Raw genomic sequence first — 26,609 nt, 5'->3', positions numbered from 1 at the left:
TCGTGCCTAGACCCCTGGGAGGTGTAGCCATGTCCGGTCAGGGCGACTGCCCGCTGGTTGCGCGTTGGCGGCCCGAGCCGCGGACTTTCGCCCTGTCTGTGCTGGCGCTTTCCGCGGCACGCTTTGTTCCCAGGCAGTTCGCGGGGCTGCTTGGGCTTCCGCTGTTGCTCCTGCTGCTCTCAGGATGTGCCACGGTCGAGGGAAGCCTCAAACCGGAACACTTCCAGTTCGTCAATCAGGTCTCGAAGCGCGGCAAGGGAGCGGGAGGCTGGCGGGTGGCGTGTGTTCACGTAGGTATCAGGAAGAGCGCCACGCGGGAGCTGTTTCTGTGCAGGTTCGGGGTTGAGGTGCCCGTCGAGAATGGGAGGCAAGGATACATTCCGGTGGAGCGGGCGCAGGGCGTCGCCGCGAAGTGCGCCAACCTGGCCGCGAAGAACATCCTGCGCTTGACCCCCAAAGAAACTCCCATGGGCATCGCATGCGAGGCCTTCAAGACCGAATATCATTTGATTCTCAATGACACCATCATGGGGGCGAGGGTGACGAGAACGTGCGATGCGCTCGCCAAGCCTGTCCTGGTCATCCCTCCGTAACCGAGATGCCTATGTCGCCGGAGCAGTTGCTTTCGATCGTCCGTCACTACTGGCCCTCCACCGAGGAGTATTACCTCAGGGGAGAGGCCAGCCCTGAGCTCGAGCGGCTCCAGGCCTTGTGGCAGCAAGAGCTCAAGAAGCTCGACAAGTGGTGGGCACTCCTGGATGAGCTCGAGGTGGAGTTGCCTGGATTCAACATCGGTGATGGTACTGCGACCTCGGATGCCAGCTTCCGGTGTATCGCCTACTCGGGCCGGACTGATCCACACCACTTCGCGGTTGTCGGGTGCCTCAGTATTCTCGCGCCGGTACTCACGGTGTACGGCCTGGAGTTCGAGGAGACCGAGGAAAGACGAAGGGTCATCAGGATTTGCTTCGAGCCGCTTCCGGCTGAAATGCAGCAGCCCGCTCGTGTCATGGCCAGGAAGATCGAGGCCGGCTTCGGCGCGAGTGCGCTTCCTCGGGAAGTGGCCGAGACCCCCATCCCCCTTTTCGTGGAGTGGAGAGCGCCGCCAGAGACCACTCTTTTTCATGCGCTCTTCGCGAGCAGGCCCGAAATCATCCCTTGAGCACGCCAGGGGGGGACCGCGTGACATGAGGTAGACGGCTGAGCGGCCCGGGAAACGGGTGGGTGCTCACGGTACACTCTCGGGCTGATTCGAGAAGAGTGCGTGGAAGAGCCTCGTCTCTGGAGGCTCCTTCCATTCCACGACGAGTGGGACGGGGAGTTCGGCGACTTCACGCGGGAGCGCGCTGACGCCGAAGGTCTCCTCGATCTTCCGGGCGAAGACCTCGGCGGGGTGCCTCATCTGGGGAGGCAGGGGCTCGAAGCTGACCTTGGAACCGAGCCGCACCTTGCCGGCCCGCTCGAACTCGACTCCATAGAGCATGTAGATGGGCGCCAGGATGCTGATGCAACCCACGACGACCCAGTCGAATGGAGGCAGCGGCCGGCCTTTGACGGGATAGGCAACACAGCGAAAGCACGCGTCCGGGGTCGCGGTGCCATCTCCGATGGTGAAGTCGGGAAGCGCTTGCTTGAGGTCAGCCAGGAACGCATGCCATCGGTCGACCTTCTGGAGCACTTCTTTCCAGCGCGCTTCGCGCTTATCGTCCTCGGGGCTCGGCTCTTGGGTGAGATGCTGGTACCTGTCCGTGCGCCAGTACTCCCTTGCAATGGAGAGCAACTGCTCTGTTGTCAGGTTCGTTGGACTCATGGAACGAACTCTCCAAATTGAACGGGGATGGTCTTCTCATGGCAGGCCGTCTTCACTCGCGAGCCGCGGATGGAGGCGCCCAACAAAGTTCCGAATTCCGTTTTGAAAGCCTCGCACAACAGACCGAGACCAGATGCGGGTGTGGCGGAGCTGAAGACGAGACGGGCGGCTTCATTGGCGCGTTCCGCCGCGATGCGCTGTGCGAGTGGGACGGAGAAGTGACCGTCATCGTTCTCGATGGGTACGTCCACTCCGAATCTGCAAAGGAAGGACTCTCCCGTAACACGCTGGATGTTGACGTGAACGCATGCGGCGCGCCAGCCGCCCGGCTCGTCGCCGGTCTGTTTGACGACCGTCACGAACTGGAAGTGTCTGGGCTCGATGGCCCCCGTGACAATGGTTCTGGTTCGTCCGGAGGGGACGCATCCCGAGAAGATGGCGAGCAACATGGCAAGTAGCTCGAACCGTGCAGTCTGTCTTGGAGTGTTCACGTTCGGGTGGGCTCCTCACGGGGCGAAGGGCAGCCCCTGCTTGCCGGCCGCGAGCGCCACGAGCCGGGCTTGCTCGGGCGTGAGCACGGCGAAGACGACGCGCGCGAGCGTCTCGCGCTCCTCCGCGGGGCTCTCGTGCAGGAAGTCCCGCAGCGCGCCCATCAACACGTCCAGCGTCACGATGGGGCCCAGCCCTCCGTGGCCCGCTCCCAAGAGCGGCGTCGCGAGTACGAACTGCCCGCCCAGCCCGTGCTCCCGGGCGAGCGCGAGAGACTCCTCGAGCGCCGAGCGGAAGCACGCCCTCACGCGCGAGGGGCCGGTGGGCCCGCCGGTCTCGGCGTCCGCCCGCCGGTAGTCCACGGACGGCACATGCAGCACCCAGCGGAACGCGGTGCTGACGCCGGGCCCCGTCACCAGGCAGTCCCCGGGCTGGAGGGGCTCGCCGAACTCCTCCTCCAGGCGCTCGCGCACCTCGCGCTGGTACGTGGCGCCGCCGCAGGCCTCGCGGATGGCTCCGCTCACCCCGCTGCCGAGCCCCAGCTCCGGATTGCAGGCATTGAGGAGGGCATGCGCCCCCACCCGGGAGTCGGTGAGGGAGCCCACGAACGCCTCGACGCGCATCCCGCGCTCCTCTCCGTCAGGAGTTGGCCGCCCGCGTCACCGGCTCGGCGTCCAGCCAGGCCAGGAGCGGCTCGCGGACGGGGGTGAGCCGTTTGTACGCGCTCACGTCCTCGGGCACCGTACGCAGCACGTTGGCGAGCCGGCGGCGGCGCTCCGCGTCCTCCACCTCGCCGGCCACCGGGGCGCGGTAGGTGTGAATGGTGAAGAGGATGGCGCCCGTGCGCGGCATCAGCGAGAGCGTCTGCCGCTCCAGCCGCAGGAAGCAACGCTCCCCCGCGTTCTCCCGCGTAACCCCCTCGAAGAGGTGCCGCCACTCCGGCAGCGTCCCGGGCTCGAGGTCCATCCGGTCCGTCACCGTGACGGCCCAGTTGCAGCGGGTGACGGTGCGCCCCGCCTTGAGCCCCTCCATCAGCCGCAGCGTGGCGCCGCCCAGCTTCTCGCCGAAGCCCGGCACCGGCACGTGGATGTCGAGCAGCGAGCGCCCCATCTTCTCGTCCAGGCTCCACATGGAGGGGAAGCACAGCTGCCCGGCCATCATGGGCATCCCCTCGCGCGTGCCGTCCATCAGCAGCAGATCCTCCTGCACCTGCCGGCCCAGCCAGTCCAGCGGCGCGTGGGGCAGGCTGCCCGCGTCCCCCGGCGTGAAGCACGTCTCGGTGCCGAGCAGCAGGTTGCGCCAGCGCCAGCGCTCGCCCTCCACCTCCAGCGCGAAGTGCCGCGGATTCTGCCGTGCCATCAGCGGCAGCAGCACCGTCACCGTCTCCCACTGGTGCGGCTCGGTGCCGGGCAGGGCCTGGAAGCGGGCGCGCGGGTGGGCGCCCAGCAGCGAGGCCTTGAGCGCGAGCTCGCCCGCGTAGTGCGCCTCGTCCACCTCGATGAGGGACTCGCCGGGCCGCAGCGCGCGCACGCCCAGCGTCATCGCGTAGCGGTCCTGCTCGAAGGGGAAGTAGGGCAACACGTTGGGGGCTCTCCCAGTCCCGATTCTACGGCCCGGGCCTCTCCTGGGAACAACCGTTCCTCGTGACGAGCGCGGTTCATTGAACGGATGGGGTTTTCCTGTGGAGACGTGCCGCGGTGCGCAAGGCGGCGGCCGGGCAGGCGGGCCCTCCGGTGGCCGTTGCTGGGGCGGAAGGGGCTGTTGCACCCGCTTGGACAGGAGCCCCCGCGCCCGGGCCGGTGCGTAGCTTGTCGTGCATCGGTGTCGCCAGGGCGGCGCGCGAGGGAGGGAAGCGACAATGCAAGCCATGATCTACGAGGGGCCCTACCGGGTGGCAGTGGGGAACAAGCCGGACCCCGTCATCCTGCACCCCAATGACGCCATCATCCGGGTGACGCGCTCTGCCATCTGCGGCTCGGACCTGCACCTGCTCCATGGCTTCATCACCGACACGCGCGTGGGGTGCACCTTCGGCCACGAGTTCGCCGGGGTGGTGGAGGAGGTGGGCTCCTCGGTGCGCTCCCTCAAGCCGGGGGACCGCGTGGTGGTGCCCTTCAACATCTCGTGCGGCACCTGCTTCTACTGCAAGCGCGGGCTGACGGCCTGCTGCGAGAACACCAACCCCAACAGCGAGATGGCCTCGGGGGTGTACGGGTATTCGCACACCACGGGCGGCTACGAGGGCGGCCAGGCGCAGTACGTGCGCGTGCCCTTCGCGGACGTGGGGCCCATGAAGATTCCCGACGACATGGAGGAGGAGGAGGTGCTCTTCCTCAGCGACATCCTGCCCACCGGCTACCAGGGGGCGGAGATGGGCAACATCCAGCCCGGGGACACGGTGGTGGTGTTCGGTGCCGGCCCGGTGGGCATGTTCGCCATGAAGTCGGCGTGGCTGCTGGGCGCCGGGCGCGTCATCGCCGTGGACAGCCTCGAGTACCGGCTGGACTTCGCGCGCAAGTACGCCCAGGTGGAGACGCTCAACTTCAAGGACGAGGAGAACATCGTCGCCACCTTGAAGGAGCTGACGCAGGGGCGCGGGCCGGACGTGTGCATCGACGCGGTGGGCCTGGAGGCCGAGGGCTCGGCGATGCACAGCATCCTGGGCGTGAAGCTGAAGCTGGAGGCGGGCTCGCCCACGGCCATCAACTGGGCGATTCAATCGGCGCGCAAGGGCGGCACCGTCTCCATCATCGGCGTGTACGGGCCGCCGTGGAACATGGTGGCGATCGGCACGGCGATGAACAAGGGACTGACGCTGCGCATGGGCCAGTGCAACGTGAAGCGCTACATGCCGCACCTGCTGGAGCACATCCGCGCGGGGCGCATCGACGCCAAGGGCATCATCACGCACCGGTTCCCGCTCGCCGAGATTTCGCGGGCGTACGAGCTCTTCGAGAAGAAGCTGGATGGGTGCGTCAAGTGCGTGCTGTTGCCGCACGGGCATGCGTGAGGAGACACGGGATGGCGGAGCAAGACATGACGATGGCCGAGCAGGTGCACGCGGACATTCCCGGCTGGGGCGTGGATGGAGACCCGGCGAACCGGCCCGGAGTGCCCATGCTGTTGAAGCCGGAGCCGCGCGGGGGCGCGCATTGGGAGCGGCCGGAGCGCCAGCCGCCGCCGGACTTCCCGGTGCTCAAGCGGGCGGAGCTGGACGAGCTGACGCCGGCGTTCGGCACGGCGGCCCCGCCCAAGGGCCTGAGCGGGGTGCTGCGGCGGGTGGCGTATGCCATTCCGGAGAACCGGGTGCGGCACGTGATGCTGCTGCTGGTGGCGGACCGCGTGGACGTGCTGGAGTCGCGGCTGCTGCGCAGTCCGGCGAAATCGCTGGGCACGGTGCTGAGCCTGGTGGGCGGAAGCTGGCTGCTGGGACGGCTGCGCACGTAGCGCACTCCCTGGGGGACGCGGGGCTGGCACTTCTTGCGGATGGCGTCTCCACCTTCCCTCAAACAGATGGCGGGAAGGTGGAGCTTCAACTCGCCAGCGCGAGCCTTCTGCAGGAGCTGCTCGGCGAAGGGACTCCGCAGATGCCGGGGCGCACAGCAGGCGAACACCCAATTGCTCTCGACGAAGACGTGCCTCATCGGAAGCCGACCACCGTCACCTCCGCATCCACCAGGGCGGGCAGGAGATGATCCTCGATTCGAGCGGCCTCTCCCGTGTGATGCAGGGGGATTCCCGGATGCCGGACCAGGGTCTCCAACCACCCTCTGACGGCGCTCTCCAGCAAGGGACCGTTCTCGACGACACCGCGCGTATCGAGGAGGACGGGGGTCTCCACGACCGCGAGCTCCTGGATGGAGTCCGGAGTGTCCGAGTAGGTCTTCTGGTAGACGTGAGTCCACTCGGGAGTGACCAACAGGCCGAGCGGGCACGCCTCGCCGGCCATGTACTGCCAGAGCTGTCGCGCCGCCTGCTCCAGGTCATCCCTTCGCGTCCTGATTCCGACCGCGAGCCGGAGCAGGGGACGATCGGTTCCCCGCACGATGACGTCAGGACGGAACACGGCTCCTCCCACGGGTGGACCTCCAGACCGCCCATCATACCTAACCACCTGAGAGGGTACTTGCATTGGTTGGCTCCCGCAGTTGAACACCCCGAGGAGAACCCTACTTCCGAAGTCATGTCAACGGCAGCTGCCTGGCTGTCTTTCGGGGGCCGGGTTCCTGGCGTGTGGGTCACGGTCGCCGCGTGGAGGCACTTCCCTCACGAACACGCTCGTGTCCCCACTCGCGAGCCGTAGTCTGGTGAACAGGCGGGCACGGGAAGTGGGGGCCCCGGCGCCTCGCGGGTGAATGCGCGGAGCGGTACGCTCGTCTGCCCGCATGATGCTTCGCAAGCTCCTGCTCCCCTTGATGCTCGCGGTGCTCGGCACGGCTCCGGCCGTGGCCGCACCGCGTGGACCGGTGAAGCCCGCGGCGAAGTCGAAGAAGGCCGCGGTCTCCACGCGTACCCGTGCCACCACGCCCGCCAAGAAGAAGCGGCCTCTCACGCCCCTGCCCAAGGGACGGCGCGTGGCCAGCCGCGCCGGGAAGTTGGTGGGGGCCTCGCTGGCCACCTACCGCGTGCCGGACGACTGCTCCGGGCTGGTGCGCGCCGCCTACCAGGCCGTGGGCATCGAGCTGCTCTCGCACGGCACGCTGCCCGGGGAGAACGCGGTGAGCGCCATCCACCGCCGCGCCCAGCGCGCGGGGGCCCTGCACAAGCGCATGCCGAAGCCCGGCGACATCGTCTTCTTCCGCGAGACGTATGACCGCAACCGCGATGGCGAGCGCAACGACGGGCTGACGCACGTGGGCGTCATCGAGTCCGTGGAGCGCGATGGCACCGTCGTCTTCGTGCACCGCGGGGGCAGCGGGGTGAAGCGCTCGCGGATGAACCTGCTCCACCCCGGCCAGCGCGGGAAGGGCGGGCACGTGTGGAACGATTACATCCGCCGGGCCGAGGGCGGCGAGCGCGCGCGACTGGCCAGCGAGCTCTTCAGCGGTTACGCCTCGGCCGCGCGCCTGTAGCCCCCTTTCGCCGAGGGGGCCACGGACTTCGGGCGGCGAGCGTGCACCCAGGGGTCCGCTCCCTCCCCCATCCTCCCCGAACCGGCCCACCCCGCGGGGCAGGAGGAAGGAGCGGCGCGGGGGCTGTTGAAGGGGTGGACTCCTGCCCACGGGGTACGGGTGAGCGAGACGCGGCAGCCCAGTGCGCGACGGACGGTGGAGCGGCTGCTGCGGCTCCAGAAGGTGACGAGCAAGCTGTCGCAGGCCCTCACGCCCGAGCAGGTGGCCAGCGTCATCGTCCAGCAGGCCGGGCCCGCGATGGGCGCCACCGATTGCTCCATCTACCTGCTGGAGGAGCCCGGAGTGCTGCGGCTCGTCCATCTGGTGGGGCTGCCCGAGGTGGACAGGGAGCAGTGGGGGTGTCTCCCGTTGGCGGCGCCGGTGCCCATCGCCGAGGCGGCACGCGTGGGCGAGCCGGTGTGGCTCGAATCGCTGGAGGCGCTGCGCGCGCGCTACCCGGCGATGGATGGCGTGCCCTTGAGCCACCAGCGCGCCTGGGCGAGCCTGCCGCTGGAGGTGGAGGGGCGGGTGCTGGGCGTGCTGACGCTCGGCTTCGAGCGGGAGCGGGGGTTCGCCGAGGAGGACAGGGACTTCGCCTGCCTGGTCTCGCGGCAGTGCGCGCAGGCGCTGGAGCGCGCCCACCTCTACGCGCGTGAGCGCGAGCTGCGCGAGCAGGCCGAGCGGGCGCGGGCCGAGGCCGAGGAGCACCGCCGCCAGCTGGAGCAGCAGCACCGCCGCCTCCAGGCCGTGCTCCAGCAACTGCCCCAGGCCGTCATCCTCGCCGAGGCCCCGAGCGGCCGGATGGTGATGGGCAATCGGCAGACCTCACACCTCCATGGAGAGCCCATGCCTCCGGACTGGCGCCTGGAGGAGTACACGGCCGTCAGACCCGGGTTCCACGCCGATGGGCGGCCCTACACCCCCGAGGAGTGGCCGCTGGTGCGGGCCCTCACCCGGGGCGAGGTGGTGCGCGGCGAGGTCATGGAGGTCCAGCGCCCGGATGGCACCCGCTTCAGCCTGTCGGTGAGCGCCGGGCCGGTGCGCGACGCCGAGGGCCGGGTGACGGCCGCGGTGGCCATGCTCGAGGACATCTCCGAGCGGCTGCGCCTGGAGAAGTCCCTGCGCCAGGGCGAGGCCGTGTTCCGCCGCATCATGGAGTCGGACATGATGGGGCTGGCCTTCTCGGACAAGGACGGGCTCATCCACGAGGCCAATGACGCCTTCCTCGCGCTCGTCGGGCACGGCCGCGAGGAGCTGGAGCGGGGAGGGCTGCCGTGGCAGGCGCTGGTGCCGCCCGAGGGCAAGGAGGCCGGGGAGCGCGGGCTGCGCGAGCTGTGGTCGCGCGGGGTGGCCACCGCCTTCGAGCTGGAGCTGCTGCGGGGGGATGGCAGCCGCGTGCCGGTGCTGACGGGCTCGGCGCAGGTGGAGGAGCAGGAGCGCGTCCTCACCTTCGTGTTGGACCTGTCGGACCTCAAGCGCGCGGAGGGGGCGGTGCGCTTCCTCGCCACGGCCAGCCGCGTGTTGGGCCAGTCGCTGGAGGTGTCGGACGCCACGCTGCAGCACGTGGCCTGTCTGGCGAGCGTCACGGTGGCCTCCTGGTGTGTCATCGACCTGGTGACGCCCGAGGGCGAGCTGCGCCGCGCGGCCGTGGCCCATGAGGACAAGTCGCGGGAGCCGCGGCTGAGGCGGGCCTGGCCCTCGCCCTCGCTGCACGACTCCGGGGGGCCGCTGCTCGACGCGCTGCACTCGGGCGAGCCGCTGCTCTTCCAGGACTTCGGCGCGGAGACGTGGAGGCACCTGTCGCCGCGCTTCGTGCCGCTCGGGCAGGTGCTGGACGAGGGGGAGGCGTGCTCGGTGCTGGTGGTGCCGCTGCGCTCGCACGAGCGGGCGCTGGGGCTGGTGACGCTGGGGGCGTGCATGCCGCGGCGGCGCCATGGCCCGGAGGACCTCGCCATGGGGCAGGAGCTGGCGCACCGGCTGGCGGCGGCGTTGGAGAGCGCGCGGCTCTTCCTGGAGTCGCAGCGCTCGGTGCGGCTGCGCGACGAGTTCCTCGCGGTGGCCTCGCACGAGCTGAAGACGCCGCTGACGCCGCTGCGGTTGCAGTTGCAGGGCCTGCGGCGGGCGGTGGAGGGGCAGGGGGGCGAGCCGGTGGCGCCCGAGCGGATTCTGCGGGCGGTGCGCGGCTGCGAGTCGCAGGTGCGCAAGCTGGCGGGGCTGGTGAATGACTTGCTGGACGTGGCGAAGCTGGCGCGGGGCCGGCTGCCGCTGCACCTGGAGGCGGTGGACCTGGGGGCGGTGGTGCGCGAGGTGCTCGAGCAGCTGTCGTCCGAGGCGGCGCGGGCGGGCTGCGAGGTGGAGCTGGTGGACGGGACGGCGGTGGTGGGCCAGTGGGACAGGCTGCGGTTGGAGCAGGTGGTGACGAACCTGCTGACCAACGCGTTCAAGTACGGGGCGGGCCGGCCCATCCACGTGCGGGTGGAGTGGGAGGAGGGCCGGGCGAGGCTGTCGGTGCGGGACGAGGGCATCGGCATCGCGCCGGAGCACCGCGGCCGCATCTTCGGCAAGTTCGAGCGCGCCGTGTCCGAGCGCCACTATGGAGGGCTGGGGCTGGGGCTGCACATCACCCAGCAGATAGTCAGCGCGCTGGGGGGCGCCATCCTCGTGGACAGCGAGGTGGGCCGGGGCTCGACGTTCACCGTGGAGCTGCCGCCGGACGCCGCGGAGGCGGGGGCACACGCTATGCTCGGGGGGCCATGATCCTTCCCGCCCAGCGCCACCTCTTCGACCTGCCCGATGACGTCACGTGGATCAACTGCGCGTACATGTCGCCGCAGCTGCACGCGGTGAGCGAGGTGGGGAAGGAAGCGGTGATGCGCAAGGCGAGGCCGTGGCAGCTGCGGCCCGAGGACTTCTTCACGGACTCGGAGGCGCTGCGCAAGCTCTTCGCGCGGCTGGTGGACGCGGACGCGGACGGGGTGGCGCTGGTGCCCTCGGCGAGCTACGGGCTGGCGGTGGCGGCGGCGAACGTGCCGGTGAAGGTGGGACAGCGGCTGCTGGTGCTGGCCGAGGAGTTCCCCTCCAACGTGTACCCGTGGCGCGAGCTGGCCGAGCGCGCCGGAGGCCAGGTGGTGACGGTGCGCAAGCCGGAGGACGGGGACTGGACGCGCGCGCTGCTCGCGGAGCTGGACGAGCGCACGGCGCTGGTGGCGGTGCCGCACTGCCACTGGACGGACGGAGGGCTGGTGGACCTGGTGCGGGTGGGGCAGCGGGCGCGCGAGGTGGGCGCGGCGCTGGCGGTGGACGCGACGCAGTCGCTGGGCGCGCTGCCGTTGAGCGTGGCGGAGGTGAAGCCGGACTTCCTGGCGGCGGCGGGCTACAAGTGGCTGATGGGGCCCTACAGCCAGGGCTACCTGTACGTGGCGCCACGCTTCCGAGAGGGCCGGCCCATCGAGCACAACTGGCTGATGCGCGGGGGGAGCGAGGACTTCGCGCGGCTGGTGGACTACCGGGACGACTTCCAGCCGGGGGCGAGGCGCTTCGACGTGGGGGAGCGCAGCAACTTCGTGCTGGTGCCGATGGCGATGGCGGCGCTGAGTCAGCTGCTCAAGTGGGGCGTGGCGGACGTGCAGGAGACGCTGCGCGCGCTGACGGAGCGGGTGGCGAAGGGGGCGAGGGCGCTCACGCTGGAGGTGCCGCCGGAGACGCAGCGGGCGGGGCACATGGTGGGGCTGAAGCGGCGGGGAGGCTACGGCCCGGAGGTGGCGGCGAAGCTGGCGGCGCGCAAGGTGTTCGTGAGCGTGCGCGGCGACAGCATCCGCGTGTCCCCCCACCTCTACAACACCGAGGCGGACGTGGACCGGCTGCTGGAGGAGCTGGACGCGCTGGTGTGAGCGGGCGGCTGCACCTGCGAGCGGCCGAAGGAGGCCTCGTAGTCCGGGGCGAGCGTGCCGAAGAGCCGGTCCCACACGAGGGTGTAGAAGCCGTAGTGGTGGGCCTGGTCCAGGTGGTGCCGGGCGTGGAAGGTGGTGGTGGCCACGGCGCGCAGGCCGGGCCAGCGCACCCAGCCATCCGGGAAGGGCTCCACGCCCAGGTGGCCCAGCAGGCCCCAGAGGGTGTTGAAGACGAGGTAGAGCAGCATGGCGGCCCACGAGGCCTCGTAGGCCATACACACCGCGAGCCACAGGCCGCCGAAGCCGAGCACCTCCAGCGGGCTGAGCACGAAGAGGGTGAGGGGCCGGGCGCGCTCGTAGCGGTGGTGGGGCGCGTGCAGCCAGCCGTAGAGCCACGGCAGGTGCGCGGTGCGGTGCAGCAGGTACATGCCCAGGTCCATCACCCCCACCAGCACCAGTATGTCCACCAGCACACGCGGGCCCCCGTCCAGCCGGAAGCGGATGAGCCCCTCGCGCCACAGCAGCAGGCCGGCGAAGGTCACCACCGAGTTGAGCACGGCGCACCCCGTGGCGAGCACCCACTCCTCCCGCTGGAGCGGAAGCGCCTCGGGGGCCACGCGGCGGTGGGCGAAGCGCCGGCGCAGCCACTCTCCCAGGGCCACGGCCACCCCCAGCACGAGCACGTTCTTGGCCAGGAAGACGAGCGCGGCCTGCCACAGCGGCACGGTGCGCAGCCACTCGATGACGGGGTCCATGTGAAGTGCTCCTTCCGCTCCGGCGCTTCCGGTGCTTGCATCCGCGAGCATGACAGACCGTGAGCAGCGCCGCACCCGCACCCGGGAGTTCGACCTCGTCCTCTTCGGAGCCACGGGGTTCACCGGGCGCCTCGTCGCCGAGTACCTCGTGAAGAAGCGTCCCGCGCTCCGCTGGGCCCTCGCCGGCCGGAGCCTCGACAAGCTCGGAGCCGTGCGCGACGAGCTCTCCGCCCTGGAGCCCTCGGCGAAGGAGCTCCCCCTGGTGGCGGGCGACAGCCTGGACCGGGCCGCCATGGGCGAGCTCGCGCGGCGCACGCGCGTCGTGTGCACCACCGCGGGCCCCTATGCCCTCTATGGGAGCGCGCTGCTCGGCGCGTGCGCGGAGCAGGGCACCGACTACTGCGACCTGACGGGCGAGACGCACTGGGTGCGCGAGATGATCGACACCCACCATGCCCGCGCCGTCGAGACGGGAGCGCGCATCGTCCCCTCGTGCGGCTTCGACTCCATTCCGTCGGACCTCGGGGTGCTGCTGCTCCACGAGCAGCTCGCCGCGCGGGGCGGACGGCTGGCCGAGGCCCATTACCGGGTGCGGCGGATGAAGGGCGGCGCGAGCGGGGGAACCATCGCCAGCGGGCTGCTCGCGGCGGAGCGGATGAAGGACCCCGCGGTGCGCCGGTTGCTCGCGGACCCGTACTCGCTGAACCCCGAGGGCGCGCCCGGAGTGCCCGGACAGGAGGACTGGCTGCGGCCCCGGCGGGACGCGGAGACGGGGCGGTGGCTGGCGCCGTTCTTCATGGCGGCGGTGAACACGCGCGTGGTGCGGCGGAGCAACGCGCTGCTCGGCTACGCGTACGGGCGCGAGTTCCGTTACGACGAGTCGGTGGACGTGGGACGGGGCCTGCCGGGAATGGCGCGGGCGGTGGCGACGAGCGCGGGCATGGCCCTGTCCGGCGCGGTGGTGTTCGGGCCCGTGCGCAAGCTGGCCCAGCGCTTCCTGCCAGCCCCGGGCGAGGGGCCGAGCCGCGAGGCGCGCGAGAGCGGCTCGTTCGAGATTGAATTGCTCGGGGTGGGCGCGGCGGGGGAGCGGGTGCGCGCGCGCGTCGGGGCGACGCAGGATCCGGGTTACGGCGCGACGTCGTGGATGCTGGGCGAGTCCGCGCTGTGCCTCGCCGAGGACGCGCTACCGGAGCGCGGCGGGCTGCTCACCCCCGCCTCGTGCATGGGGATGAAGCTCGTCGAGCGGCTGCGCGCCGCGGGCATGACGTTCCAGGCCGAGGCGGGGTAGGCCGGGCTCGGATAGGGTCGCCCTCAACAGGAGGAATCCACGAATGCGGAACATGGGATGGGTGCTCATGGCCCTGGCCCTGGGCGGGTGCGCGGCCGGGTCGAAGCCGTCTCCGTCCACGCCTCAGCGGCTCGCGCCCCTGGGGCAGGCGGACCAGGACGGTGGCACGGACGGGCCGGACCGCCCGGATGGAGGCAGCGGGGGCCCCGGGCTGGACAAGGAGCAGATCCGCTCGGTCATCGAGGCCAACCGGGGTGACATCCGCGAGTGCTACGAGCGTGCCCTGGAGCAGTCGCCCCAACTCCAGGGTCTGATAGCAGTGCGCTTCATGATCAACGCGGACGGCTCGGTCAGCGACCCCGTGGCGGCCCGGAACACGGTGGGGGACGCGGGGCTCGAGCAGTGCATCGCCAGCAAGATGACGGCGTGGCGATTTCCTCCGGTGGCGGATGGAGGAAGGGTCGCCGTCACCTACCCGTTCCTCTTCAGGGCCCGGCAGGAACCGGACGCGGGCACCCCGAACGTGGGCATCCGGATATGGGGTCCTGGGGCGGGGGACGGGTCTCCGTGAACCCTTCGCGAGCCCGGCTCGAGGCCCGGGTCACGTACCGGCGTGGCTCCTGAGTCGCACGAGGATGTCGCGGGCCCTCGTCCAGAGAATGGAACCACCCTCCTGGGGGTCCAGGACGTGGGTGGCGTGGGGCAGGCGCGTGGCGAGCGTGGCGCCGAAGTCGGGCGAGTGGACCGTGCTGGTGTCCGCGCCGCCGTACCAGAGGTCCACCGGGACCGGGATGTGCTCCGGCTCCACCAGCCACGGGCCCAGGGCGTTGACGAGGTCCCTCGCGTAGCCTTGCGCGCCTTGTGAGAAGCCCTCCCGCAGGGCCCGCTGGTACGCCGTGCCGAAGGGCTCGCTGAGGTAGAGCGCCCGGTCGCGCTCGCCACTCATGCCGAGGATGAGCTGCCACAGACCATCCGGCGTGGCCATGCGCGCGAAGGACTGCTCGAAGCCGGCGGGGTCCTGCCGGGCGGAGCGGACCATCGCGGCCACGTCGGGGTGCAGCAGCGGCGCGAGCGAGGGCCAGGCGAGGTCGTCCTGTCCGGAGACGATCGCCACGGCCTTCACGAGGCCTCGGCCCGCGAGCGCCAGCGCGAACGGCGCGCCCTGGGAGAAGCCGACGGTGGTGACGCCGCGCAGGCCGTGCGCGGTGAGGAGCTGCCGTACGTCGTCCACCCAGGAGGCGAAGGTCTTCTGGGGATGAGGGGTGGACGCGCCGAGGCCGGGCCGGTCGATGGCGAGGAGCCGCATGCCGAGGTCCGCGAGCGCGTCCGCGCCGAAGCCGAGCGAGCCGCTCATCGCCGCGCCGGTGCAGAACAAGACGGGGAGGCCGTCAACGGGGCCCCACTCGGACCACGCGAGCGAGCGGCCGTCGTTCAGCCGCAGGGTTGTCTGTCTTTCGGGAGGCGTGACACCCACGTTCATGCGCGGGGATGATAGCGGCTCAGGTCCGCAGGTCCGAGTTCAGAACGGCTTCCTCCCGTTCCCCCGCGAGGTGCTCCCGGAGCTCCCGGCTGAAGCTCTCCAGCTCGTGATAGGTCGTCTGGAGCTCGACCTCGGCCACGTGCTGGGACAGCGGGCGGGCGGCGACACCGATCGGCGTCGCGACACGGACGCGCACGCCAATGTGCCCCGCATGATCTATCTGGTAGGCGGACAGCCCCAGGTGGGCCTCCACCAACTGGCCGTCCTTCCAGTAGCCACCGGCGAGCCCCTTCCGGGCCTCCTCGGTCAACGGGAACGCCGCGAGCGCCGAGGCGAAGCGCTCGAGCTGCGCGGTGCTGAACCAGGCGCTGCCGTAGCCACTGAAGCCCTGGGAGCGGACGCTGGCCTGAAGCTCCCCGGTGCCGTCGTCATCGAAGTCGAAGTGGAGACGCAGTCCATCGCCTGCCATGAGAGCCCCTTCCCTCCGCGCACCCGCGCGGCACGTGGGAGGGAGACTACTCGCGCCACGGCCACGGGCAGGGCGAGCTGGGACGTTTTGGAAAGGTAGCGGGGACTCGGCCCGCCGGGGAGGTGCTCGCCCGGTTGCCCGCGGTCTTCTGGGCTAGGAGCATCGGTTTTCCCGATGTGTCGAAGGGACATTATCTATTTGCCGATGGATGGCGCGGCTCCAGCTTCAACCGGGAGGAGGAGCCACACCCCATGACGACTTCGTCACTGGAGCCGCACCATCGCATGGACCGTTCGACGACCCACTACCCGAACCTGAGACAGGCCTCGGGGCTGGTGCTCATTTGCATTGCCCTGGGTTTCGCGGTGGGCGTGCCGCTGGAATTGCTCGCGCTGCTTCTGCCCGAGCCCCTGCGAAGCCATGCGCTCTTCCGCTCGGCGCTCGAAATGGTGGTGTATGGCCTGACGCTGGGGCTCGCCATCCGGGTGGGACTGCGCAAGAAGTCGCTGGCCCTGGTCGAGCGGCCCGCGCTGAAGTTCACGCGGGTGCCCGTGAGCATCCTCGTGATGGTCTGTGCCCTGACCATCTGCATGGGGTTCATCATCGACCCGATCACGGCGTTGATCCCCACGCCCGAGTGGTTCGAGCAGATGATGGGCGAGGCCTTGCGCCCCAATCTCTTCTCGTTCGTCTCGGTGGTCCTCCTGGCGCCCCTGCTGGAGGAGCTCCTGTTCCGGGGAATCATCCTCGACGGGTTGCTGAAGAACCATTCACCGGCCAAGGCGATTGCCGGGTCGGCGGTGTTGTTCGGGGTGATTCATCTCAACATCTGGCAGGGAATCGCGGGCCTGCTGGCGGGCCTCTTCCTGGGCTGGGTGTATTGGAAGACGCGCTCGCTGGTGCCGTGCATCCTCATCCATGCCACCCACAACCTGCTGGCCTTCGTGGTGACGATGTACGCGGGAGTGGAGGCCACGGGCGCGGAGGTGCTGGGCATGACGAGCAGGCTCGCCCTGTTCGCTGGAGCACTGGGGCTGTTCACGGTGGGCGTGTGGTGGCTGAGCAGGAGAATGAGGACCTCCGCTGAGGCTCGCGTCGTGCGCGACCCCACGGAAGGCGTCCTGGGTTGATGCTCCGGCGGCCCCCCTCTCCGTCTGGGAGAGGGCCGGGGTGAGGGAGTGCTCGCCGGGAGGCCTGCTGGGCGGGCCCGTTTCACCCGAGGCATCCGGCGCTCGGATGAGATACGTACAGGCGCCCCGATGTCCCCGCTGACGCCCCACTCCCCCTCTCCCAGCACCGCCGCCGAGGCGCGGTCCGGTGCCCGTTCCTTCCTCCAGGTGCTGCTCGCGCGAGCGGGGTGGGTGCTCGGCCTGCTCGCGGCCGCGGCGCTGGCCCGGGTGATGGCGAGGCAGCTCTTCCTCGATGGGGACACGGAGGACCTGCTCCGGTGCGCCGACGGCGTCCGGGCGTGCCTGTCCGAGGGCCGCTGGTCGGGCTGCACCGAGGCCGGCAAGTGGCCCCTGCTGCAGTACGGGCCCGCCCTGCTGGTGCGCGCGGCCGGGGGCTCGCTGGAGGACGCGGGGCGCGCGCTCTGCTACCTGAGCCTCACGGCCTTCTTCGGGCTGCTCGCCATGACGTGGCGGACGCTGGCCGTGCGCTCGCGCCCGGTGGCGGTGGCGGCGGTGCTCGTGCTGGCCAGCGGCATTCTCTTCCACTACGCCACGCGCTCCTTCGGCGAGATGGTGGCCACCTTCGCCGCGGCGGCGCTGGCGGCGGCGTGGCTGCGGCGCGGGAGCCCGTGGCTCGTGGCCCTGCTGGCTTTCGCCAACGGGCTCACCAAGGAGACGGCCTTCCCGTTCATCGCCGTGCTGGGCGCCACGTGCGTGGTGGTGCACCACGTGCCGGGCCAGCCGTGGCGCGAGCTGCTGCGCGCCGAGCGCGGGCGGCTGGTGGGCGCCGCCGCCGCCGTGCTGCTCGCCGGGGGGCTGTCGGCCGCGTTCAACCTCTTCCGCTTCGGCTCGCCCGTCAACACGCGCTACCTGCAGGAGGCGAGCTGGGCCCCGCCCCTGGGGGTGCAGCTGGAGAACCTCGTCGCGCTGTGGGTGGCGCCCAACGCGGGGCTGCTCTTCTACTGGCCCTTCCTCGTGCTGTTGCTGGCCGCGCTCCCACTGGCGGTGGCGAGGCATCGGCGCGGCGGCACCGCGCGTCCCTCCTGGCTGCCCCTGCTGGGCGTGGCCGCGCTGGTGGGCCTGCTGTGCGCCGGGCTGTCGCGCTGGTGGGCACCGTTCGGCTGGTGGGCGTGGGGCCCGCGCCTGGTGCTGCCGTGGCTGCCGGCGGCCCTGCTGGTGCTGCTGTATGCCTATGCCCCGGTGGCCGAGTCCCTCGTGCGTCCGCTGGTGGCCACGCCGGTGCGCGTGGCGCTGCTGGCCGGGCTGCTCGCGGTGGCCTCGGTGCCGCACCTCATCAGCATCTACCGCTCCAACGAGCTGCTCAATGCCCTCTTCGTGGACCCCGGCGACTGCCCCGGCCCGGACGTGCCCGGACAGGCCGCCGAGGCCTGGCGCTGCCTGCGGGCGCGGGCCTGGACGCACCCCTCGCCCCTGCTCAATGCCTACCGCATGGCGCCCGGCACGGACATGCCGAGGCGCGCGCTGCTCTACCCGGCCCTGCTGGTGCTCGGGTGCCTGTGGCTGCGGCGCTCGGCGCGCGAGCCTCAGTCGAACTTGTAGCCCTTGGGCACCACCACGATTCCGTTGTCCGTGACGGTGAAGCCGCGCGCCTTGTCGGCCGCCAGGTCGTAGCCAATCCTCGCGTTGGGCGGCACGCGCACGTCCTTGTCGATGATGGCGTTCTTCACCTTGGCGTGCCGGCCGATGTCCACCTCGTCGAAGAGCACCGAGCGCTCCACCAGCGAGTAGGAGTTCACCCGCACCCGGCGGAACAGGATGCTCTCGCGCACCGTGCCGCCCGAGATGATGCACCCGCCGGCCACCATGGAGTTGAGCGCGCGGCCCATGCGCTCGCCCGCCTCGTGGACGAACTTGGCCGGCGGGCTGTACTCGACGGCCGTGCGCAGCGGCCACTCCGGGTTGAAGACGTCGAACTCCGGGTCCACCGACACCAGGTCCATCGAGGCCTCGTGGTAGGCCTCGAGCGTCCCCACGTCGCGCCAGTACGTGTTGGCGCGCGTCTGCCCGGGGATGGGGTTGGAGTGAAAGTCATACGCGTGGATGTGGTAGCCATCGCGCAGCGCGCGCGGCAGCACGTCCTTGCCGAAGTCGTGCTGCGAGCCCTCGGTGCGCGCGTCCACCTCCAGCAGCTCGCTGAGCACGCGGCGGCTGAAGATGTAGTTGCCCATGCTGCACAGGGCCATGTTCGGCTTGCCCGGCATGGCCTTGGGGTCCTTGGGCTTCTCCTGGAACTCGGTGACGCGGCCGCGCTCGTCCACCTGCATCACGCCGAAGCGCGAGGCGTCCACCAGCGGCGTGGGGTAGGCGGCGATGGTGATGTCGGCGCGGTGCGCCTCGTGCTGCTCCAGCATGTGCGCCACGTTCATCTTGTAGATGTGGTCGCCGGAGAAGATGGCCACGTCGTCGGCGCGGTAGTTCTCCACCAGGTGCATGTTCTGGTAGATGGCGTCGGCCGTGCCGCGGTACCAGACGTTGCCCAGCTCCTCGTAGAGGTACATCTGCGCCGGGGCGAGCGTGATGAAGTAGTCGGCCAGCAGGCCCGAGCCGAAGCGCCAGCCGCGCTGGATGTGCTCGGTGAGCGACTGGGCCTTGAACTGCGTCAGCACGTAGATGGAGTAGACGCCCGAGTTCAGGAAGTTGCTCATCGCGAAGTCGATGATGCGGAACTTGGACCCGAACGGGACGGCGGGCTTGGAGCGCCTGGACGTCAAGGGAGCCAGGCGAGTGCCCTGACCTCCCGCGAGAATCATCCCGAGGACGCGCTTGCGACTGCTCATGGTGTGGAGAACCCCCTGGCCGCGCCCAGTATAGAGAGCTTCCCGGGAAAGGCTCGGTTTCGGACGGAGTGACTCGGGACGCCGGCCCGCGCCCTCACGCGGGGTGCGAGGCGCCACCGGACGATGTTGAGAACCCAACCCTTGAGCCCTGGCGCGCGCGGCAAGGGCCATGACGCGCCGCCCCGACGAGCGGCCGGCCTGGGAGGCGCTCCCTGCGAGGCGGCCATGGGCTCCCCACGTTCCCGGCCATCAGCAACGGCTTTTTCGAGGGGGAGAGAGACACACCATGACGAGGAACAAGTTCATTCTCGCCGGCCTCATCGCTGGCGCCATGGCGTTCGGGACGGCGTGCAAGTCGGACAAGGCGGCGGAGCTGCCGCCGTCGGATCCACCGGCGGACCAGGCGACGCCGCCGCCGTCCACGGACCAGGGAGGTACCACCACGCCCGCGCCGGGAGGTACGGGAGGCGCCGGTGACATGGGCCAGGACGACTTCGGAGAGCCCATCCCCAACACGGGCACCCGGATCCCCGAGGACTACGGCGGCTCGGGCACGATGAACCCGGAGAACCCGGGGACGGGCGGCTCCGGCGACCTCATCCAGGACGATGTCATCCAGGATGACGCCACGTCTCCGACGACGGACCCGGGCACGGGCGGCGCGGGCCTGCAGAACGACGAGGCCGCGGGCGGCTCCGGCATGCAGGACGACATGGGCACGGGTGGCACCGGCACCACGGGCACCGGGTCGGGTACGGGCACCATGGCCCCGCCTCCTGGCACCGGGACGGGCACGGGTACGGGCACCATGGCCCCGCCTCCTGGCACCGGGACGGGCACCGGCACCGGCTCCATGGACACGGGCGCGGCCCCTGGTACCAGCACCACGGACACGGGCACCGCGCAGATGCCGGACAAGGACACCAAGGCGAAGGACAAGGCCAAGACGAAGGCGAAGACCAAGGCCAAGGCCAAGGACAAGAGCGGCACGGAGGGCACGGGTGGCTCGGGCCTCGAGGACGACCAGCGCTTCGAGGGGGACAGCTTCCCGAGCGACAGTGAGCGGGTGAACGAGCCCGCGGGCGCCCCGATTCCGACTCCGTAGCGCCCCGCCCGAGCGGCGTGAACGAGGCAACATCGGCACGAACAAGTGCATGGGATGGGGGCCACGTGGCGGGTAGATTCGCCGCGTGGCCCATCCTCTTGCTGGCAAGCTCCCTCCCGAGTCCCTCCTCATCAACCCCGAGACGCTGCGCTCCCAGTACTACTCGGAGCGTCCCGACGTGCGCGTGGCCGAGCAGCGCGTGGCCTTCGGCACCTCCGGTCATCGCGGCTCGGCCGCGCGCCGCGCCTTCAACGAGGCACACATCCTCGCGGTGACGCAGGCCGTCTGTGAGTACCGCAAGAAGGAGGGCATCGACGGTCCGCTCTTCCTCGGCATGGACACGCATGCGCTGTCCGAGCCGGCCCAGCGCTCGGCGCTCGAGGTGCTCGCGGCCCACGGCGTCCAGGTGCGCTTCACCGACGGGGCCACGCCCACGCCGGTCATCTCGCACGCCATCCTCACCTACAACCGCGGGCGCACGCAGGGGCTCGCCGATGGCATCGTCATCACGCCCTCGCACAACCCGCCCGAGGACGGGGGCATCAAATACAACCCGCCCAATGGCGGCCCCGCCGACACGGGGATTACCGGCCAGGTCGAGAAGCGCGCCAATGAATTGCTCGGCGCGGACAACGCCGGCGTGCAGCGCATCCCCTACGAGCGCGCCCGCACCTCCTCCACCGTGAAGACGTATGACTTCATCACCCCGTACGTCGAGGACCTCGGCAACGTGGTGGACCTGGAGGTGGTCCGCGGGGCGAAGCTGTCCATCGGGGCGGATCCGCTGGGCGGCTCCAACCTCGCCTACTGGGAGCCCATCGCCGCGCGCTATGGCCTGTCCATCCAGGTGGTGAACAAGACGGTGGACCCCACCTTCCGCTTCATGCGCGTGGACCACGACGGGAAGATCCGCATGGACTGCTCGTCACCCTACGCCATGGCCGGCCTGGTCGAGCTCAAGGACCGCTACGACATCGCCTTCGGCAACGACACGGACTCGGATCGGCACGGCATCGTCACCCGCAGCGTGGGGCTGATGAATCCCAACCACTACCTGTCCGTGGCCATCAGCTACCTGTACCGGAACCGGCCCGGCTGGAAGCCCGGCACGGGCGTGGGCAAGACGCTGGTGAGCAGCAGCATGATCGACCGCGTGGGCAAGGACCTGGGCCGGCGCGTGGTCGAGGTGCCCGTGGGCTTCAAGTGGTTCGTGGACGGGCTGCTGGATGGCTCGCTCGGCTTCGGCGGCGAGGAGAGCGCGGGCGCCTCGTTCCTGCGCCACGACGGCACCGTCTGGTCCACCGACAAGGACGGCATCATCCTCGACTTGCTGGCCGCGGAGATTCTCGCGCGCACGGGCAAGGATCCGGGCGTGCACTACCAGGAGCTGACGAAGAAGTTCGGCGCGCCCATCTACACACGCATCGATCAACCGGCCACGGCGGCGCAGAAGTCGGCGCTCAAGAAGCTGTCGCCGGACGCGGTGCGCGCCACCACGCTCGCGGGCGAGCCCATCCTCCAGCGCCTCACGAAGGCGCCCGGCAACAACGCGGATATCGGCGGGCTCAAGGTGGTGACGGAGAACGGCTGGTTCGCCGCGCGGCCCTCGGGCACCGAGGACGTGTACAAGATCTACGCGGAGAGCTTCCGCGACGCGAAGCACCTGGAGTCCATCGTCGAGGAGGCGCGAAAGATCGTGAGCGACGCCTTCGCGCGAGGCTGAGCGCAACGCTACTGGGCAAGACCGTCCAGCACCTCGGACAGGGCGCTGGCGGTCAGCGCCCGATCGAACCAGCGGTCCAGGGTCGCCCCGTCCGTGCAGGAGAGGATGCGCTGGCGGGCGGCCTCGTCCACCTGCACCCCCCGCTTGGTGAGAATCCGGAGCACCACCCCGGCACGCTCTTGGAGCCGGCCCTCTTCCCGGCCCATGGCTAGACCCTTCTGGACTCCCTCCTCAATCATTTCCTCGGCCCAGGTTCCCATCAGCTCCTCCGCTCGTTGCTCATCCACCAACGAATGTAACACCTGCCGTGCCGCTGCATGGATGGCCTTGCCCTCGGTCGACTGCAGGTAACGGATGACCACCACCAGATGCTCGGCGCCCTCGGGAGCGGCCTGCATCTGAGCGAAGAGCGCCACCCAGTCCGGTAGCTTCCGGGCCAGTTCCCCCGTGCGTCCGTAGCGCAGCACCAGCCACGCCAGCCGGGCCAGGGGTGGGCCGGGGCGAGCGCTCAGAGCCTCTTCCCGCTCGGCCGTCAGGTCATCGAGCAGGTACTCGAAACGTGGCACCAGCGCTCGCCACTGCTCCCGCTTCTCCTGTCCTTCCGGCATGTCGAAGAGGTCCTCCACCCGGCGCGGTGCCGTCCAGGTGCCCTCGGCCCCGTGGTACATGACGAGCGGGATGATGAGCGGCAGCAGCTCGCTCTTCGGGTGTTCCTGGCGCCAGCGCTCTACCTGGCGCACCACGTAGCGCAGCATCCTCAGCGCCATCCACGGGTCCACCGTGGACTGGTGCTCCAGCAACACGTACAGCAGCAGCGGCTGGCCGGTGTGCAACCGGGCCGTGAAGAGCAGGTCGCTCTCCGTTTCCCTCAGCTCCGGGTCCACCACGCTGCCGTGCTCCCGCCGCAAGGACGACCAGTCCACGTCGGAGACGACATGCGCGGGCAGCACGGCACGCAGCTCCGCGGCGGCGCGCTCGGGGTGGCCGAAGGTGTAGCGAGCGAAGAGATCATGAGGTCCCGGCATGGTGGACGGTGCCCAGAGCATGGCGCGGGCCAGGGGCGCCGCGCGGGGAGCGGGCTGGCCGTGGACGTCCATCTCGGCCCCTACCGTCCAGCGTGCGAGATATGCCAACGGACGCTGAATTCGAATACGCCCGGATCTCCCGTTAGGTTGAAGGCCGCGCGCGTACCTCACGTGCGCCTTCACGAGTGAGGGGGCAATTCATGCAACGCAAAGCATTCACGCTGCTGCCATGGTTGGCGGCGGTATGGGTAGTCATTGTCTCGGGTTGTCAGCCGGAAGTGCCCACCGGCTCGGTGCAACTCGTGGGCAGTCTCCAGCAGGCCCTGGCCACGAGTGACGTGACGCGCGTCGCCGTGACGGTCACGGCCGCGGACATGGTGCCCCTCAGCGCGGAGCTGGTGAAGACGGGCGGCCATTGGAGCGGAACCCTGGGCCGCGTCCCGGCGGGAGCGGACCGCACCTTCCGCGCGGAGGCCTTCGGAGCGGAGGGGACGAAGCTGTTCACGGGCTCGGCCACCGGCATCACCATTACTCCGGGGCGCACGGCCCTGGTGGCCATCACCCTGCAGGAGACGGCGGCCCGGCCTCCTTTCGAGAACGCGGTGCCCATCATCGACGCGCTGGTGGCCTCGGCCAGCTCCGCGTCCCCGGGCGAGAGCGTCACCCTGCGTGCCACCGCCCATGACCCCAACCCCACCGATGCGCTCACCTATGCGTGGACGGCCACGGCGGGGACGCTCGGCTCGGCCTCCAGCGCCACGACGACGTGGACGGCTCCAGAGGCCACGGCGCCGGTGACGCTGAAGCTGACGGTGACGGACCCGCATGGCTCCTCGGCCACGGTGAGCCTCTCGCTCAAGGTGCGAGGCGCGAGCGGCGGCGCGGATGTCGACGTCACGCTGAACACCTGGCCGCTGGTGGCGCGCATCGTCGCCACGCCCTCGCGCGTGAACGTGGGCGAGGCCACCACGGTGGTGGCGACGGCCTCGGATGCGGACGGCGATGCACTGGCGTACCGGTGGAGCGCGTCCGGGTGCACGGGGAGCTGGACGGGGGAGACGTCGGCGACGGCGCGCTTCACTCCGGATGCCGTGCCGCCGGGAGGCGCCTGTGATTGCCGGTTGGGGGTGACGGTGGAGGATGGGCGTGGGGGGCAGGCGCTGGGCACGCTGGCCATGTGCGTGGGCGAGCCCCCGGTGCCGCTGTTCGCGCCGGAGGTGGTGAGCACCTTCCAGTCCGCCAGCACCGCTCCAGCGGGCGGCACCGTCACGCTGCGGGTGGAGGCGGAGGACCCGCAGGGCAGCGCGCTCGCGTTCTCTTGGGCGGCGAGCGCGGGGACGTTGGGCACTCCGGCGAGCAGCGCCACCCGGAGCGAGGTGGTGTGGACGGCGCCCGGGTGTGTGCTGGGCGGAGGCAGCGTCACCCTCACGGCCACGGTGCGCAACGCACTCGGCCTGTCCACGTCCACCCCCTTTACTGTCGTCAGGGACGTGCCGGACTGTCTGCGTCCCGGAACGTGGAGTGCCGTTGGGGGCTTGAGCCGAGCCAGGCAATTGCACACGGCGACGCTGCTTCCATCCGGGCTGGTGCTGATGGTGGGGGGGGCCGATGGACCCCCGGATACTGTTTCGGAGGAGGTCTTCGATCCGGAGACGGGGCTGTCGACCCTCGTGGGCTCCGGGAGTTCCGAGCCCTTCGTGGGCTACAGACGCTACCTCCACACCGCGACGTTGCTTCCGACGGGCAAGGTGCTCGTGGTGGGGAAGTCCGACAAGGTGGACCTCTTCGACTCCGTGTCCTGGACCTGGGCTCCCACCGGCTCCATGTCCACGTACCGGGAGCGGCTCACGGCCACCCTGCTGCCGACAGGCAAGGTCCTGGTCGCCGGAGGAGCCGGTTCCGATGGTGCTCCCCTCGCGACCGCGGAGCTGTACGACCCGGAGACGGGCACGTGGAGCCCGGCGGCCCCCATGGCGGCTGCCCGCAGCTTCCATACGGCGACGCTGCTGCCCACGGGCAAGGTGCTGGTGACGGGAGGTCAGGGAAGCGCCGCGAGGCCTCTCGAGACGGCGGAGCTGTACGATCCGGAGACGGGCACGTGGAGCCCGGCGGGCGCCATGAGCGTGGGCCGTGAGGCCCATACGGCGACGTTGCTCCCGACGGGCAAGGTGCTGGTGGCGGGGGGCCACTCCACCCTCTTGTTGGCGGAGACGTACGATCCGGAGACGGGCACGTGGACTCCGGCGGGAACCATGAGCCAGGGGAGCTTCTTGCTCTCGGCGACGTTGCTTCCGACAGGCAAGGTGCTGGTCGTCGGGGAATCCTTCGCGGAGGTGTACGACCCCGAGACGGGGAACTGGACACCCACGGGCGCTCCGGTGGCCTCGCATTACCTCCATGCGGCGACGCTGCTGCCGACCGGCAAGGTGCTGGTGACGGGGGGCTCCCGCTCCCTGGTGGAAGTGTACGACCCCATGACGGGCGCATGGACGCCGTACGGGGGGGAGCCCACGGCAGGCTGGGGTCACTCGGCGACGCTGCTGCCGGCGGGCAGCGTCTTGATGGCGGGAGGCACCAGCTTCGGCGTGAAGGCGGCGCTCTACGAGCCCGCGAGGGGGACCTGGAGGACGACAGGTTCCATGACCACGGCGCGTGCGCGCCATACGGCGACGCTGTTGCCGACGGGCAGGGTTCTCGTGGCCGGAGGTCACGCAGCCGGTAGTTCCCTCGCGACAGCGGAGCTGTATGACCCGGCAACGGGAGCGTGGAGTCCGACGGGGGCCATGCGTGTACCCCGGTACGGCCATTTCGCCCTGATGCTGCCCACAGGCAGGGTCCTGGTCCTGGGGGGCGGCTCTTCCGTGATGGAGCTGTACGACCCGGAGACGGGAACGTGGGCCGAGGCGGGAACCGTGTCTGTCTATGGCACGGCGACGCTGCTGGCAACGGGCAAGGTCCTGGTCGTTGGCTACGGGGCGGCGATCTATGACCCGGCAACGGGGACGTGGACCCCCACGGGCGCCATGACCTGGCCTCGGGAGCAGCACACGGCGACGGTGCTGGCGTCGGGCAAGGTGCTGGTGGTGGGCGGGTTCGGCCCCGACTCGCCGGGGGTAGAGGTCTATGACCCGGCGACAGGGACGTGGGCCCCCACGGGCGCCATGACCTGGCCTCGAGGCAATCACACGGCGACGGTGCTGGCGTCGGGCAAGGTGCTGGTGGCCGGAGGGGTCCTCTCCAGCCCCGTGGTGATGTCTGAGCTATACGATCCGGTCACCGGGAACTGGTCGCTGGCTGGAGATATCGACGCGTATTGCTACGGGCATACCGCGACGCGGTTGCCCTCCGGGCAGGTGCTGGTGGTGAATCCCGAGGGAGGGTTCTTCGCCTCGACGTTGCTCTACAACCCCTGAGCCGCCATCAGGGTGGGGGCCGGTCCGGGAGCGCTCCGGGCCGGCCGTCCCGAGGACTTCACCTGCCGTCCAATCCTTGTCACG

General features: G+C 70.3%; 24 protein-coding genes. 14 read left to right on the top strand and 10 right to left on the bottom strand.

Features of this window, described 5'->3' with window-relative positions:
- Positions 1-29: 29 nt before the first annotated feature.
- Together NR798_RS46895 and NR798_RS46890 are read left to right on the top strand one after the other, a co-directional pair.
- Complete coding sequence (locus NR798_RS46895) at positions 30-593, top strand: hypothetical protein (RefSeq protein WP_375769160.1); 564 nt, start codon at positions 30-32, stop codon at positions 591-593.
- Between the two features lie 11 nt (positions 594-604).
- Entirely contained in the window at positions 605-1,162 is a 558-nt protein-coding gene (locus NR798_RS46890; RefSeq protein WP_375769159.1) for a hypothetical protein, read from the top strand.
- Positions 1,163-1,228: 66 nt separating this feature from the next.
- Here NR798_RS46890 and NR798_RS46885 read toward each other — a convergent pair whose 3' ends face one another.
- From NR798_RS46885 to NR798_RS46870, 4 genes are read right to left on the bottom strand one after another with little or no spacing between them, the layout of a single operon-like run.
- Positions 1,229-1,810 carry a hypothetical protein gene (locus NR798_RS46885; protein WP_375769158.1) on the bottom strand — a complete coding sequence of 194 codons (582 nt, stop codon included), beginning with the start codon at positions 1,808-1,810 and terminating at the stop codon, positions 1,229-1,231.
- Positions 1,807-2,259 carry a hypothetical protein gene (locus tag NR798_RS46880; RefSeq protein ID WP_375769157.1) on the bottom strand — a complete coding sequence of 151 codons (453 nt, stop codon included), beginning with the start codon at positions 2,257-2,259 and terminating at the stop codon, positions 1,807-1,809. The genes NR798_RS46885 and NR798_RS46880 overlap by 4 nt, the downstream gene beginning before the upstream one ends.
- 57 nt (positions 2,260-2,316) lie before the next feature.
- Positions 2,317-2,922, bottom strand: coding sequence for a macro domain-containing protein (locus NR798_RS46875; RefSeq protein WP_375769156.1), 606 nt, complete (start codon positions 2,920-2,922; stop codon positions 2,317-2,319).
- A 16-nt stretch (positions 2,923-2,938) separates the two neighbouring features.
- The gene (locus NR798_RS46870) at positions 2,939-3,880 is read right to left on the bottom strand and encodes a DUF3445 domain-containing protein (protein ID WP_375769155.1); all 942 of its coding nucleotides are present in this window, start codon (positions 3,878-3,880) and stop codon (positions 2,939-2,941) included.
- Between the two features lie 277 nt (positions 3,881-4,157).
- Here NR798_RS46870 and NR798_RS46865 point away from each other — a divergent pair, with 277 nt between their 5' ends.
- Together NR798_RS46865 and NR798_RS46860 are read left to right on the top strand one after the other, a co-directional pair.
- The gene (locus NR798_RS46865) at positions 4,158-5,309 is read left to right on the top strand and encodes a zinc-dependent alcohol dehydrogenase (RefSeq protein ID WP_375769154.1); all 1,152 of its coding nucleotides are present in this window, start codon (positions 4,158-4,160) and stop codon (positions 5,307-5,309) included.
- A gap of 11 nt (positions 5,310-5,320) precedes the next feature.
- Positions 5,321-5,746, top strand: coding sequence for a hypothetical protein (locus NR798_RS46860; protein ID WP_375769153.1), 426 nt, complete (start codon positions 5,321-5,323; stop codon positions 5,744-5,746).
- 193 nt (positions 5,747-5,939) lie between these two features.
- On the opposite strand, the gene NR798_RS46855 is transcribed toward NR798_RS46860, so the two are convergent.
- Positions 5,940-6,365 carry a hypothetical protein gene (locus tag NR798_RS46855; protein WP_375769152.1) on the bottom strand — a complete coding sequence of 142 codons (426 nt, stop codon included), beginning with the start codon at positions 6,363-6,365 and terminating at the stop codon, positions 5,940-5,942.
- A 319-nt stretch (positions 6,366-6,684) separates the two neighbouring features.
- Between NR798_RS46855 and NR798_RS46850 the strand changes: the two genes are divergently transcribed.
- From NR798_RS46850 to NR798_RS46840, 3 genes are all read left to right on the top strand, one after another.
- Positions 6,685-7,371 carry a CHAP domain-containing protein gene (locus NR798_RS46850; protein WP_375769151.1) on the top strand — a complete coding sequence of 229 codons (687 nt, stop codon included), beginning with the start codon at positions 6,685-6,687 and terminating at the stop codon, positions 7,369-7,371.
- Between the two features lie 159 nt (positions 7,372-7,530).
- Entirely contained in the window at positions 7,531-10,167 is a 2,637-nt protein-coding gene (locus tag NR798_RS46845) for an ATP-binding protein (protein ID WP_375769150.1), read from the top strand.
- Positions 10,164-11,300, top strand: a complete 1,137-nt coding sequence (locus NR798_RS46840) for an aminotransferase class V-fold PLP-dependent enzyme (RefSeq protein WP_375769149.1) — start codon at positions 10,164-10,166, stop codon at positions 11,298-11,300. The genes NR798_RS46845 and NR798_RS46840 overlap by 4 nt, the downstream gene beginning before the upstream one ends.
- Here NR798_RS46840 and NR798_RS46835 read toward each other — a convergent pair.
- Positions 11,243-12,055 carry a sterol desaturase family protein gene (locus NR798_RS46835; RefSeq protein WP_375769148.1) on the bottom strand — a complete coding sequence of 271 codons (813 nt, stop codon included), beginning with the start codon at positions 12,053-12,055 and terminating at the stop codon, positions 11,243-11,245. The two genes, NR798_RS46840 and NR798_RS46835, sit on opposite strands and share 58 nt — an antisense overlap.
- 49 nt (positions 12,056-12,104) lie before the next feature.
- On the opposite strand from NR798_RS46835, the gene NR798_RS46830 reads away from it, so the two are divergent.
- Together NR798_RS46830 and NR798_RS46825 are read left to right on the top strand one after the other, a co-directional pair.
- Entirely contained in the window at positions 12,105-13,343 is a 1,239-nt protein-coding gene (locus NR798_RS46830; RefSeq protein ID WP_375769147.1) for a saccharopine dehydrogenase family protein, read from the top strand.
- A gap of 43 nt (positions 13,344-13,386) precedes the next feature.
- Positions 13,387-13,914: an AgmX/PglI C-terminal domain-containing protein gene (locus NR798_RS46825; RefSeq protein WP_375769146.1), complete on the top strand. Its 528-nt coding sequence runs from the start codon at positions 13,387-13,389 to the stop codon at positions 13,912-13,914.
- Positions 13,915-13,944: 30 nt separating this feature from the next.
- Here NR798_RS46825 and NR798_RS46820 read toward each other — a convergent pair whose 3' ends face one another.
- Positions 13,945-14,823, bottom strand: a complete 879-nt coding sequence (locus NR798_RS46820; protein WP_375769145.1) for an alpha/beta fold hydrolase — start codon at positions 14,821-14,823, stop codon at positions 13,945-13,947.
- 19 nt (positions 14,824-14,842) lie between these two features.
- Positions 14,843-15,292, bottom strand: a complete 450-nt coding sequence (locus tag NR798_RS46815) for a hypothetical protein (protein ID WP_375769144.1) — start codon at positions 15,290-15,292, stop codon at positions 14,843-14,845.
- Positions 15,293-15,543: 251 nt separating this feature from the next.
- Between NR798_RS46815 and NR798_RS46810 the strand changes: the two genes are divergently transcribed.
- Together NR798_RS46810 and NR798_RS46805 are read left to right on the top strand one after the other, a co-directional pair.
- Entirely contained in the window at positions 15,544-16,422 is an 879-nt protein-coding gene (locus NR798_RS46810) for a lysostaphin resistance A-like protein (protein WP_375769143.1), read from the top strand.
- 129 nt (positions 16,423-16,551) lie between these two features.
- The gene (locus NR798_RS46805; RefSeq protein WP_375769142.1) at positions 16,552-18,021 is read left to right on the top strand and encodes a hypothetical protein; all 1,470 of its coding nucleotides are present in this window, start codon (positions 16,552-16,554) and stop codon (positions 18,019-18,021) included.
- On the opposite strand, the gene glgC is transcribed toward NR798_RS46805, so the two are convergent.
- Entirely contained in the window at positions 18,006-19,259 is a 1,254-nt protein-coding gene (gene glgC / locus NR798_RS46800; protein ID WP_375769141.1) for a glucose-1-phosphate adenylyltransferase, read from the bottom strand. The genes NR798_RS46805 and glgC overlap by 16 nt on opposite strands.
- Positions 19,260-19,545: 286 nt before the next feature.
- On the opposite strand from glgC, the gene NR798_RS46795 reads away from it, so the two are divergent.
- Together NR798_RS46795 and pgm are read left to right on the top strand one after the other, a co-directional pair.
- The gene (locus NR798_RS46795; RefSeq protein WP_375769140.1) at positions 19,546-20,364 is read left to right on the top strand and encodes a hypothetical protein; all 819 of its coding nucleotides are present in this window, start codon (positions 19,546-19,548) and stop codon (positions 20,362-20,364) included.
- Between the two features lie 85 nt (positions 20,365-20,449).
- Positions 20,450-22,087, top strand: a complete 1,638-nt coding sequence (pgm, locus tag NR798_RS46790; RefSeq protein ID WP_375769139.1) for a phosphoglucomutase (alpha-D-glucose-1,6-bisphosphate-dependent) — start codon at positions 20,450-20,452, stop codon at positions 22,085-22,087.
- Positions 22,088-22,095: 8 nt separating this feature from the next.
- Here pgm and NR798_RS46785 read toward each other — a convergent pair whose 3' ends face one another.
- Positions 22,096-23,184: an Rpn family recombination-promoting nuclease/putative transposase gene (locus NR798_RS46785; protein WP_375769138.1), complete on the bottom strand. Its 1,089-nt coding sequence runs from the start codon at positions 23,182-23,184 to the stop codon at positions 22,096-22,098.
- 128 nt (positions 23,185-23,312) lie between these two features.
- Between NR798_RS46785 and NR798_RS46780 the strand changes: the two genes are divergently transcribed.
- Complete coding sequence (locus NR798_RS46780; protein ID WP_375769137.1) at positions 23,313-26,525, top strand: kelch repeat-containing protein; 3,213 nt, start codon at positions 23,313-23,315, stop codon at positions 26,523-26,525.
- Positions 26,526-26,609: the final 84 nt, after the last annotated feature.

This window comes from Archangium gephyra (assembly GCF_042230915.1).
GTDB classification, from domain to species: domain Bacteria; phylum Myxococcota; class Myxococcia; order Myxococcales; family Myxococcaceae; genus Archangium; species Archangium gephyra_B.
This window is presented reverse-complemented; position numbering and strand designations above follow the sequence as displayed.